This window comes from Mesorhizobium escarrei (genome assembly GCF_935825525.1).
GTDB lineage: Bacteria > Pseudomonadota > Alphaproteobacteria > Rhizobiales > Rhizobiaceae > Mesorhizobium > Mesorhizobium escarrei.
The window spans coordinates 85,409-95,481 of the sequence record NZ_CAKXZT010000190.1 but is presented as its reverse complement, the minus strand read 5'-3'; the positions used below and the strand labels follow the sequence as shown (position 1 = coordinate 95,481).

Below are 10,073 nucleotides of genomic sequence, written 5' to 3'. Positions count from 1 at the left end.
TAGAGAAGTGTCTCAGGTTGCATTCGGGTCACACCCATTGCGGAACCTTGAACGTTGCCGCAAAGGGTGTCTTCTGTGACCTTGCAAAAATCAGATGCAAGACTGTGATTTTAATCGGGGATTTTGCGACAGTCGCTTTCAGCCAAAGCTACCGTTCAGCCTCATCTCGGAGAGAGGCCATCGAGCAGGAAGCCGAGGCCTTTCCGGAAAGCGCCGTCCCAATCATTGTCCAACAGCAGACGAGAGCGTTCGATTGTCGGGTAGCGTTCACTGAGACGTGTAAGGCGCTGCTGCGCGGCGGCCCTGTCGTCGTCAGAGAGGTCGAAGCTCGCGCGGGTGATGGTGGCGCCCATCACATAGTTCCAGAGCGACCATATCGCGACGTTCACGTCTGCGTCCGCAACACCGGCTCTGGACAAGGTCTTACTCAGCAGTTCTAGGCGACTGAGGATGTTCGGGCCGAGCGCTCGGCGCGGCAACAGCAATGTCGACCAAGGGTGGCGCAGCATGCTGGCGCGCCAGTCTTCGAGCATATGAACGACTTCTCCGCGCCAGTCTTGAGCTATTTGCGGCGGTCCGCGATATTCCAGCACAGAGTCGAGCGCCAGATCGAAGACATCCTCTTTGTTGTCGACGTGCCAATATAGGCTCATCACGCCCGAGCCGAGGCGATCGGCCAGCCGACGCATCGTCAATCCGTCGACTCCTTGAGCGTCAAGCAGTTCCACCGCGGCCGCCACGATACGTTCCCGAGAGAGCGACGGTTCACTGCGTGGCTCATGCAGGGGCTGAAGCCACTCACTTGTCTCACTTGTCCGCTGAGGCCGTTTGCCCCGGGCGCCGCTACGTTTGGCTGCCATCCGTCTTCTCGCTGTTGAGAACGTCGACCTTGACCGGCGACGCGATGAATGTCGATCTTGAAGGATTGCCTCGTACGGCGTACCATACTTTGACTCGTACCATGTACGAGTCAATCGCGAATAGGTTAAAGTTCACATGCCGGCTGCGCGGGCACGTTCCTCGCAGAGCCAAGAGAAAATCATCACGCGAGAAAATCATGTCACGCGCAATCAAGCATCTGCTTATCGAAGGGCTAATCATCATGAACATGGGAGTTCCCACTGCCACGACAGCCAATGAGAAGGATCTCAAGCTGACGATCGTCAACCCACAAAACCTCTACGACCCGTCGCCGAATGGCTACAGCACGGCGGTGATCACGCCCCGCGGAGCCCGGGTGGCCTACATCTCCGGACAGGGCGGCCAAGACAGCACGGGAGCCTTGTCGCCCGACTTCGCTGTCCAGGTTGAGCAGGCCTACACAAATTTGCGCACCGTCCTCGATGCACTCGGTGCGAGGCCGGATCAGGTCGCCAAGCTCACGGTCTTCGTGGTCGATCACGATATGTCCAAGCTTGAGGTGTTGACCAAAAACGTCAAGAAAATGTTCGGCGAGGCGCTGCCGGCGCAGACTCTGATTCCCGTTCCCAAGCTTGCAATTGACCCCATGCTCTTCGAAGTGGAGGCCGTCGTCATTCTGGAATAGGTGGTGCCGGTCGCCTTTCGCAATTGTCCTGAGCTCCGCGGAGTTACGAATTACGGATCGCGGTAGGGACGCTCAGCAATTGGCGTCCCTACCGCGATCCGTAATTCGACGCCATCAACAGCAAAACCGGACAACCGGCATTCCGAGATCATGCCGGACATTTTGCTGATTTGCCTCCCTGACTGCGCTACAACAAGGCACAGATTTGTGCTTAACGGGGTCTGCATGATGCGGGCAATCCGATCCGCCTTCGCAATCGTCCTACTCTCCGTTTCCGCTCTCGGAGCCGATAGTGCTCCTGGAGAGGATGCGATTAGGAGCCTCCTTATCAAACCGAAGGCCTGGACGATGTACTTGGAGTTCACGGACGCGGCGATGCCAAGCGACCGAGCCCAGAAGATGACCTGGGAGTATTTTCATCGTGATCAAAAGGTAATGGGACGCCGGGTCGGCCTCGCATTTGGAGCCTGCGATTTTGAACTCTCGTTGCGAAGCGACGGGTTCAGTTTTCGTTGGTGCCCGCCCCTTGACGCCAGCGGGCCATCATTCGTTTACGATCCGAGTGATCCACAATACCCCTTCAAGACTCACGGTCCGCAAAAGATCTGGCTCAAGGCAAACGAATGAAAGAGGGTCGGCGCGACGGTGGCGCCCGCCACCCTTCCACTCATGCTGCTACCGGGTTGTTGCCGGCGCCCAGGCCACTGGAATATCGGTGACAGTGCCCTTTGTCTATTTTGCAATCTAATTTGCGCAGCAGTCATCGCGCGTAAGCCCGACCGCATCGCCGAGCAAATTGGCAGGCCGTGAAACGGAGAAAACGAGGCCGGTGTGCGGATCAAGGAGTCGAACGGATGGTATTGGATGGTGTACGCGTGTTGGTATTCGACGTCTTCGGCACTGTCGTCGATTGGCGCAGCGGCGTGGCGCGCGAAGCTGAGCCGTTCCTGAAGCGGCATGGAGCAGGATCCGCTATTCCTACCGCTTTCGCGGATGCGTGGCGCCACCGTTACTCCCCAGCGATGGAGGAGGTGCGCAGCGGCCGGCGGCCCTTTACACGGCTCGACGTGCTGCATCGGGAGAATCTGGAAGCCGTTTTGCCAGAATTCGGGATCGACCCGGCTTCGGTGCCAGCGTCCGAGCTGGACGAACTGAACCTGGCATGGCACCGATTGGAGCCATGGCCTGACGCGGTGGCCGGCCTTACACGGCTCAAGGCCAGCTATATCATTGCGCCGCTCTCGAACGGCAACATCGTCCTCATGCTCGACATGGCGAAGCGTAGTCGCATCCCCTGGGATGCGATCCTCGGCGCCGAAGTCGTGCAAGCGTATAAGCCTGCGCCGGAAGCCTATCTTCGCACCGCTGACGTCTTGGCAATGAAGCCGGATGAGATCTGTCTTGTGGCCGCCCACAATGGCGACCTTGCAGCGGCTCGGGCATGCGGATTGCGAACAGCCTTTGTCCCGCGTCCGACCGAGCACGGGGTAGAGCAGACCACGGATCTGCACCCTGATCAAGCCTGGGACTTGGTGGCCAGCGACTTCATTGACTTGGCTGAACGGCTTCAGTTGTAGCGCGTCTCAACGATCAGCAAACCACCCCTTCAGGGTTCTTCCACCTTTGGGTCCGATGCTCTCTTCGGCGTCGCGACCCAATTGCTCCGCGATCTATCCGGGTTGCGGATAGCCAAGATGGGAGGCTTTACTACGCATTGCGTTCCCAGCGCCGGTCCCGCCCTTCACCGAGCGACTGCCAGAATCCCGAGCACCGACGCGACGGTGGCGAGCAGGATTCGAACGTTGTGGACCATGAGCCAGGTGTCTAGCCGGGCGGGCACCTGATCCAGGAGAATCCACTTGGTGGCGAATTGCGCGTTGGTCGGAAGGAACCAGGCCATAGTGAGAACCAGAACGGCAGCGACACAGGCGATCGCCCCGATCCACAGTGCACGTATTCCTCCCTCGCTCCAGCCGAGCCAGAGCGAACCGATCAGGCCGATGAGGGTCGGAACGACGACAAGGGGGATCGTTCTGATGATGAACCGGTCGTTCTGGCTAAACCAGTCGAGGAATTCGGCAGCCGGAAGGCTCTTCCAGTAGCCGCCCATCGTTACGCCGATCGTCAGCATGACGCCGGCGAACATCGCCGAACCCGAGATAGCGAGAATGTTGAATAGGAGTCGCAACGGAATCTCTCCTGCCTTTCTTTTCTTTTCTTTCGATTTTGATGACTTCGGTTCTTGCTGGCGCCACGCCTATGCAACGCAGACGCCCGCCACGCCGACTTTTTGAAACAGGTGCGGGGAAGCGACCGCCGAAGCCGGATAGACTGAGAGTTTCGCCCTGAACTCCGGATGCATGAACGCATTCCGGAAGTCTGCTGTCGATCCCCAGACGGCATAGTTCAGATAAGTAGGACTTTCGCCGACCGCGCGGTGAAGCTGGGTCGAGATGAAACCCGGCTGCTGTTTCATAAACAGCGAATCGTCCTGCCAGACTCGAAGAAAGGTCTGTTCGTCCGCCTTGTCGAGCGTGAATACATTCACAAGCACGATGGAATCAGCATCGATTGCGATCTGACGTTCGATCGGGAATGCAGGGTCCAAGGGGCGCATAAGAGGCATGATAGGTTCCTTTTTCATTTTGGTTGTACGATGTCGATCTGGTATGATGCACACGTACCTGATTGACATCATAATGTCAATATCGTTCTATGGTGACAAATGAACGAGCCAACGAAGAGCCCAAACCGAACCCCCGCGGGTGAAGCCCTGACCGATCTGATTCTCGGCCTGTTCAGGGTCAATAACCTGACTTTGACGTGGGGCGATCGGCTCGTGGCTCCGCTTGGGTTGACCAGCGCCCGTTGGCAGATCCTCGGCGCCATTGTCACAGCCGAACGCCTGCAGCCGGTCGCGTGGCTCGCACGCGATCTCGGCGCCAACCGCCAGAACGTGCAGCGCATCGTCAACGATTTGGCCACGGAAGGGCTCGTCAGGTTCGAACCCAATCCGCATCACCGCCGCGCGCACCTCGTCGTGCTGACCGACAAGGGACAGCAGACCTATGACGCCGCGATCGGTTTGTACGACCCACGTGTCAACTCGCTCGCGGAGGGTTTTCCCATCGAAGACCTCGAAACGGCCGGCCGCGTCATGAAGGCGCTGCGGAAGAAATTCGAAGGAGAAGAAGGTGCTGAAGAGCAGAGCTGATCGCTACCGCACGATAGCGATCTCAATTCACTGGCTGAGCCCATTCTGATTCTGGCTTGGCTCCGCCAGGCTCCGGCTTTCAGGCAGCGAGGGCCATGGATGCGGCCGTCAAGGCGGGTTTCCTCCGTGTGTCGACCGGTGGTGGCGGCTCGATCTGAAGCCGCTTCCGGTCAAGGGATCGCCCGGGTGGCAAGAGCGCGCATCGTACGCTCGGTACATGTTGCCTTCTACGCCGCCATTCTGGCTGCCAGCGGCATCGGGATAGCCACGCGGCAGCTTTACGCCTTGCGTTCCCAGCGCCGGTCTGAAGTCTGCTGCCAGTAGGTGACTGCGTGGCCGGCTTCCTTCATCGTCTTCCAGTGCGTGCGCGCCGTCTCGACCTGGGCCGCATCGTGGCCGTCGAACAGGAACACGGCGCGCTCATAACCGGTAAGCTCCGGCGGCACCGCGCCGTCGACCAGGAAACGTATCTGCGCCTCGTTCGGATTGTCATGGCCGGTTGTCAAAAGGATCGGCTGCTCGGCCAGATAGGATTCGCGGTCCGTCGCATGCGCCAGGAAGGAATCGTCCCTGAAGGTCCAAAGATGCTGGTCCAGCGCGTCGCGCCGCTCCTCGCTGCCTGTCTGCACCACGGCGCGCCAACCGCGGTCGACGCTGCGCTCGAGCAGGCCGGGCAGCGCATCCTCCAGGGTCGATTCGGTCAGGTGATAGAACAGGACGTCGGCCATGATCGCGCCTTGAAAGGCCTCACCCCTCGTAGTTGTCACGCACCAGCCGGTCGAGCAGCCTGACGCCGAAGCCGGAGGCCCATGACTGGTTGATCTCACTGGACGGCGCGCCTATTGCGGTGCCGGCAATGTCGAGATGCGCCCAGGGCGTATCCTTGACGAAGCGCTGCAGGAACTGCGCCGCGATGATGGCGCCGCCATAGCGGCCGCCGATATTCTTCATGTCGGCATTTTTCGAGTCGATCAGCTTGTCGTATTCAGTGCCGAGCGGCATCCGCCACACGCGTTCCTGCGTCGCCTGCCCGGCGCTCGTCAGCCGGTTCGCCAGTTCATCATTGTTGGAGAACAGGCCCGCATAATGCTGGCCGAGCGCGACCATGATGGCGCCGGTCAGCGTCGCTAGATTAACGATGAATTTCGGCTGGAAGCGATCGTTGCAGTACCACAGCGCATCGGCCAGGACGAGGCGGCCTTCGGCGTCGGTGTTGAGCACCTCGATGGTCTGGCCCGACATCGAGGTGACGATGTCGCCGGGGCGCTGCGCATGGCCGTCGACGGCATTTTCCACCAGCCCGATGATGCCGACAACATTGGCGTTGGCCTTGCGGGCGGCCAGCGCGTGCATCAGCCCGGTCACCGCGGCCGCGCCGCCCATGTCGCCCTTCATGTCCTCCATGCCGGAGGCCGTCTTTATCGAATTGCCGCCGGTGTCGAAAGTGACGCCTTTGCCGACGAAAGCAATCGGGCTGTCCTTGGCCTTGCCGCCGTTCCATCGCATGACGGCCAGGCGCGCGCCACGCGGCGAGCCTTGCGCGACGCCGAGCAGCGCGCCCATGCCGAGCTTCTTCATCTCCTTCTCGACCAGGATCTCGACCGCGACGCCGAGCGCCTCCAGTTCGTTGACGCGGGCGGCGAATTCCACCGGCCCCAGTATATTGGCCGGTTCGTTGACCAGATCGCGCGCCAGGAGCACCCCGTCGATCACCGCCACCTCGTCGGAGAAGGCCTTTTTCGCCGCCGCCGGATCGGCGGTGTGGATGGTCACCTTGACCGGCTTTTTGGGCTCGGCCTTGTTGCCGTCGCGCTGGCCGTCGCCATTGTCCTTTTTCGTCTTGTACTTGTCGAAAGCATAGCTGCGCAGAAGAATGCCCGCGGCAAGCTGTGCCGCTTGCCTGCCGCCGACGTCAGTACCCGGGAGGTCGAGCACGATGGCCACCTCCGTCGCCTTGCGCAAGGATGTTGTGATGGTGCCGCCAAGCTTGAGCCAGGCATGATCGTCGAGCGCCGAGACCTTGCCGGCGCCAACCGCCACCAGCCGGTCGAGCGATGTGCCCTCCGGCGCCAGCACTTCGACCAGGCCGGCGAACTTGCCGGAAAAGTCGGCCACCGGAAACGCCCGCTCCAGGGTCTTTGCCGGATCGCAAGCCTTTGCCGGGTCGCCGAGACCGCTATCGTTGGCCGCCAGCACGAAGACGCTGCCTTTTTTGGGCACTGCGAACTTGGCAAAGGCGATCGAAGGTCTCGAAGTCATCATGTCCTGCTTTCGGGAATGGCGTTGGGTTTTCGGGAGAGTGCCTTGACGAAACTAGATATTTGGCTGTTTCCGACCGGAAGCACCACCCCCAATTTCAATCATCGCCCTGCCTGACGATCTGCTGCGAGATTGCGCCCGGCTTTCTTTTTCCAGGACGAGCGTCGGCACGCCCGCCTTTTTCTGCGCATGGGCGGCGGCAGCCCCGCCGCGCCGGCGCCGATCACGATCGCACCGTGAAAAATCGATTGCTGGCCGGTCTGGCTGCGCAATTCTGTTACTTCTGCTTTCATGCCTGTGCCTGTCGCAGCCGCGGCGGCCATGACTGTGATCGGCGCGACATTTGGTCGTTTTCCGGCATTTGGCAAGACTTTGCCGGAATCCGATCCCATATGGCATATGGAATCGATGGCGATTCGTCGCGGCACGGCCCCGCTTTACTGCCGCAACCTGTTGTTAACCATTGATGTTCGCCCTTTCTTATCCATTGCCGCCGACACTCCGGCCCACCGGAACTAACGATGTGGGACGGGAACCAGATCGAACCGCCAACGGACCGGTTGTGCAGGCGTCGCCGGGCGACTACCTTGTCTGGAGGCATGATGCCGTTCGGCAAAATCGAGAAAAGCCTTCATGAAGGTCGTTGAACGCTACATCATGCGTCGTGCGTTGGCGGTCTTCCTCGCAGCGCTCATCTGGACGCTGGCCATCGTGTGGACGACGCAGGTGCTCGCCCGCATCGACCTCGTCACCGACAGCGGGCAGTCGGCGCTGACCTTCTTCGAGGTCGCTGCGCTGATCATTCCGTCGATCGTCCCGATCGTCGTGCCCTTCGCTGTGGTGGTCGCGGTCGCGCAGACACTGAGCGCGATGAATTCCGATTCTGAGCTTGCCGTCTTGAACGCCGCAGGCGCTTCGCGCTGGACCATCGTCAGGCCGATCATGCTCCTGGCGCTGGCGGCCAGTGTTTTTTCGTTCGCCGTCGACAACGGCGTCGACCCCTATGCACGACAGAAAAACCGCGAGCTGGTGGCGTCGTCGCGCGCCGATCTTCTGTCGCTCATCATCCAGGAAGGCACCTTCCGCAAGATCGACGACGGCCTGTTCCTGCAGATCGGCGAGCGGCTTCCGGACAACCGCCTTGGCGGCATTTTTGTCGCCGATTCACGCGAAGAAGGCGTCAACCTCATCTACTACGCCAAGAGCGGCGCCATCATCGAAAGCGGCGAAGAGAGGGTGCTGATGATGAACGACGGCGTCATCCATCGCGAAACGCTGGCCGGCGATCTTTCGGTCATCCGGTTCACCTCCTATGCCTTCGACCTGTCGGCCTTCTTGTCGGCCTCATCGGACGTATTGCTCTTGCCGAAGGACCGGACGACACAGTACCTGCTCAATCCCAGTCCGAACGACAAGATGTTCCAGAAAAGGCCGATCAAGTACCTGGCTGAGGTCCACCAGCGTTTTTCCGAATGGTCCTATTCACTCGTTTTCGCGCTGATCGCGCTCGCGGTCGCGGGAGACGCGCGCTCCCATCGCGAGGCGCGCATTCATCCGCTGATCACGTCTATCACGATTGCTCTTTTCGTGCGCTGGCTCGGTTTCTTTGCCGCTGGGAAGGCCGACAACATTCCGCAATACGCCTATATGGTCTACGGCGTTCCTATCGTGGCGTCCGCGGTCGCGACATGGTTCATCGTCTCCAACCGGACCATGGAGCTGCCGGTCGCCTGGGCCGACTGGATGACGAATTTCGCCGGCCGCTTCGGTGACGGCTGGACCGCCCTGAAGCTCCGCTTCGCCAGGCGCGGCGCTTCTGGCCAAGGGGCCGGCTGATGGGCTGGATTTGCTAATGGGCTGGACTCTGGGCAGATACTTCTTCTTCCGCTACGTGACGATCACCATCTGGTTCTTCATCGGCCTCTTGGCGCTTGTGTTCCTGATCGACTTCACCGAGCTTTCCGGCCGCACGACCGGCTTGCCGGGTTTTACCTACGGCACGGCGTTTGCCATTTCAGGGTTGCGAATGCCGATGATCATGCTGCAGACGGTGCCGTTCGTCGGCCTGTTCTCGGCGATGGCGACGCTGGTCTCGCTCAATCGCAGGTATGAACTGGTCATCGCGCGTTCCGCCGGCGTATCCGCATGGCAATTCCTGCTGCCGTGCTGCATCGGGGCGCTGCTGTTCGGGGTGTTGTCGGTCGGCGTCATCAATCCGATCGCCGCGTATGCGTTTTCCTGGTCCGAAAAAATCGAAACCCAGCTCCGCTCCGGCAAGTCGAACTCCGTCTCGGCTGACGCCGAGCCCTGGATCCGGCAGAAAACCAGTTCCGGCGATACCATCATCGGCGCGCGCGCCATTCTCAATCAGGGCCTGGAGATGGCCGACGCCGCCTTCTTCGTCCTCAACGCGCAAGGCGACATCGTCGAACGCAAGGACGCAGCGCACGCCTATTTGCGGGATGGCTACTGGGAACTGCAGGACGTCAAGGTGTTCCGGGACGGCAACATCCAATCGGTGGCAACCGACCGCATACCGACCGATCTCAAGCCCGAGTTCGTGCAAGAGCGGCTGGCGCGCCCGGAAACCATCCCTTTCTACGACCTGCCCGGCAAGATCGAGGTTGCCCGCTCCTTCGGCCTCAAGGCAAATGCCTTTGCCATGCAGTTTGATTCATTGGTAGCGCTGCCGTTCCTTCTCGTCGCCATGACTTTGATCGCCGCAACGGTGTCGATGCGATTTGCGAGGATGGGACAATCCGCGACGATGATTCTGGGTGGCGTCCTGGCCGGGTTTCTGCTTTATGTCGTGACAGTGCTGGTCAAGGCATTCGGCGTGGCGGGATTCGTACCCACGGTCGTGGCTGCATGGGTTCCGGTTGTCGTGGCTATGTTCTTCGGGGTGACTTTCTTGCTGTACAAGGAAGACGGCTAGTGAGGGGGGCGGTTTTGCGCATCCATAGGCAGGCCGATTCGGCGCGCCTATATGGGGCGAGCGCCTTGGCATGCCTGCTCGCTTGCGTCGTTCCGAATATCCCGGCTTTTGCCCAGGAT

Annotated in this window: 12 protein-coding genes; 6 read left to right on the top strand and 6 right to left on the bottom strand. The window is 60.4% G+C overall.

Features of this window, described 5'->3' with window-relative positions; all coding sequences use genetic code 11:
- Window positions 1-161 precede the first annotated feature (161 nt).
- Window positions 162-860, bottom strand: a complete 699-nt coding sequence (locus NMG80_RS36550) for a TetR/AcrR family transcriptional regulator (protein WP_254022634.1) — start codon at window positions 858-860, stop codon at window positions 162-164.
- Window positions 861-1,057: 197 nt separating this feature from the next.
- On the opposite strand from NMG80_RS36550, the gene NMG80_RS36545 reads away from it, so the two are divergent.
- Together NMG80_RS36545 and NMG80_RS36540 are read left to right on the top strand one after the other, a co-directional pair.
- Entirely contained in the window at window positions 1,058-1,546 is a 489-nt protein-coding gene (locus NMG80_RS36545) for a RidA family protein (protein WP_254022633.1), read from the top strand.
- 854 nt (window positions 1,547-2,400) lie between these two features.
- Window positions 2,401-3,123, top strand: a complete 723-nt coding sequence (locus NMG80_RS36540) for a haloacid dehalogenase type II (protein WP_254022632.1) — start codon at window positions 2,401-2,403, stop codon at window positions 3,121-3,123.
- A gap of 164 nt (window positions 3,124-3,287) precedes the next feature.
- On the opposite strand, the gene NMG80_RS36535 is transcribed toward NMG80_RS36540, so the two are convergent.
- On the bottom strand, window positions 3,288-3,734 hold the full coding sequence (locus tag NMG80_RS36535) for an anthrone oxygenase family protein (RefSeq protein ID WP_254022631.1): 447 nt from the start codon (window positions 3,732-3,734) through the stop codon (window positions 3,288-3,290).
- 69 nt (window positions 3,735-3,803) lie between these two features.
- Entirely contained in the window at window positions 3,804-4,172 is a 369-nt protein-coding gene (locus NMG80_RS36530; RefSeq protein WP_254022630.1) for an antibiotic biosynthesis monooxygenase family protein, read from the bottom strand.
- Window positions 4,173-4,271: 99 nt separating this feature from the next.
- Here NMG80_RS36530 and NMG80_RS36525 point away from each other — a divergent pair, with 99 nt between their 5' ends.
- Entirely contained in the window at window positions 4,272-4,760 is a 489-nt protein-coding gene (locus tag NMG80_RS36525; protein WP_254022629.1) for a MarR family winged helix-turn-helix transcriptional regulator, read from the top strand.
- A gap of 278 nt (window positions 4,761-5,038) precedes the next feature.
- Here NMG80_RS36525 and NMG80_RS36520 read toward each other — a convergent pair whose 3' ends face one another.
- The 3 genes from NMG80_RS36520 to NMG80_RS36510 form a co-directional block, all read right to left on the bottom strand.
- Window positions 5,039-5,488 carry a DNA polymerase III subunit chi gene (locus tag NMG80_RS36520; RefSeq protein WP_254022628.1) on the bottom strand — a complete coding sequence of 150 codons (450 nt, stop codon included), beginning with the start codon at window positions 5,486-5,488 and terminating at the stop codon, window positions 5,039-5,041.
- Between the two features lie 19 nt (window positions 5,489-5,507).
- A complete protein-coding gene (locus NMG80_RS36515; RefSeq protein WP_254022627.1) occupies window positions 5,508-7,019 on the bottom strand; it encodes a leucyl aminopeptidase in 1,512 nt (503 codons plus the stop codon).
- A gap of 101 nt (window positions 7,020-7,120) precedes the next feature.
- The gene (locus NMG80_RS36510; RefSeq protein ID WP_254022626.1) at window positions 7,121-7,342 is read right to left on the bottom strand and encodes a hypothetical protein; all 222 of its coding nucleotides are present in this window, start codon (window positions 7,340-7,342) and stop codon (window positions 7,121-7,123) included.
- On the opposite strand from NMG80_RS36510, the gene NMG80_RS36505 reads away from it, so the two are divergent.
- From NMG80_RS36505 to lptG, 3 genes are all read left to right on the top strand, one after another.
- The gene (locus tag NMG80_RS36505; protein ID WP_254022625.1) at window positions 7,341-7,538 is read left to right on the top strand and encodes a hypothetical protein; all 198 of its coding nucleotides are present in this window, start codon (window positions 7,341-7,343) and stop codon (window positions 7,536-7,538) included. The genes NMG80_RS36510 and NMG80_RS36505 overlap by 2 nt on opposite strands.
- A 114-nt stretch (window positions 7,539-7,652) precedes the next feature.
- Window positions 7,653-8,855: an LPS export ABC transporter permease LptF gene (lptF, locus tag NMG80_RS36500; RefSeq protein WP_254022624.1), complete on the top strand. Its 1,203-nt coding sequence runs from the start codon at window positions 7,653-7,655 to the stop codon at window positions 8,853-8,855.
- Between the two features lie 16 nt (window positions 8,856-8,871).
- Window positions 8,872-9,954 (top strand): LPS export ABC transporter permease LptG, encoded by a 1,083-nt coding sequence (gene lptG / locus NMG80_RS36495; RefSeq protein WP_254022623.1) that lies wholly within the window; start codon window positions 8,872-8,874, stop codon window positions 9,952-9,954.
- The last annotated feature ends 119 nt before the right edge of the window (window positions 9,955-10,073 follow it).

What these genes read in the sequence shown, in the direction of transcription:
- NMG80_RS36550 (WP_254022634.1), bottom strand. Translation starts at nt 860, where the DNA reads ATGGCAGCCAAACGTAGCGGCGCCCGGGGCAAACGGCCTCAGCGGACA.
- NMG80_RS36545 (WP_254022633.1), top strand. Translation starts at nt 1,058, where the DNA reads ATGTCACGCGCAATCAAGCATCTGCTTATCGAAGGGCTAATCATCATG.
- NMG80_RS36540 (WP_254022632.1), top strand. Translation starts at nt 2,401, where the DNA reads ATGGTATTGGATGGTGTACGCGTGTTGGTATTCGACGTCTTCGGCACT.
- NMG80_RS36530 (WP_254022630.1), bottom strand. Translation starts at nt 4,172, where the DNA reads ATGCCTCTTATGCGCCCCTTGGACCCTGCATTCCCGATCGAACGTCAG.
- NMG80_RS36525 (WP_254022629.1), top strand. Translation starts at nt 4,272, where the DNA reads ATGAACGAGCCAACGAAGAGCCCAAACCGAACCCCCGCGGGTGAAGCC.
- NMG80_RS36520 (WP_254022628.1), bottom strand. Translation starts at nt 5,488, where the DNA reads ATGGCCGACGTCCTGTTCTATCACCTGACCGAATCGACCCTGGAGGAT.
- NMG80_RS36515 (WP_254022627.1), bottom strand. Translation starts at nt 7,019, where the DNA reads ATGACTTCGAGACCTTCGATCGCCTTTGCCAAGTTCGCAGTGCCCAAA.
- NMG80_RS36505 (WP_254022625.1), top strand. Translation starts at nt 7,341, where the DNA reads ATGACTGTGATCGGCGCGACATTTGGTCGTTTTCCGGCATTTGGCAAG.
- NMG80_RS36510 (WP_254022626.1), bottom strand. Translation starts at nt 7,342, where the DNA reads ATGGCCGCCGCGGCTGCGACAGGCACAGGCATGAAAGCAGAAGTAACA.
- lptF (WP_254022624.1), top strand. Translation starts at nt 7,653, where the DNA reads ATGAAGGTCGTTGAACGCTACATCATGCGTCGTGCGTTGGCGGTCTTC.
- lptG (WP_254022623.1), top strand. Translation starts at nt 8,872, where the DNA reads ATGGGCTGGACTCTGGGCAGATACTTCTTCTTCCGCTACGTGACGATC.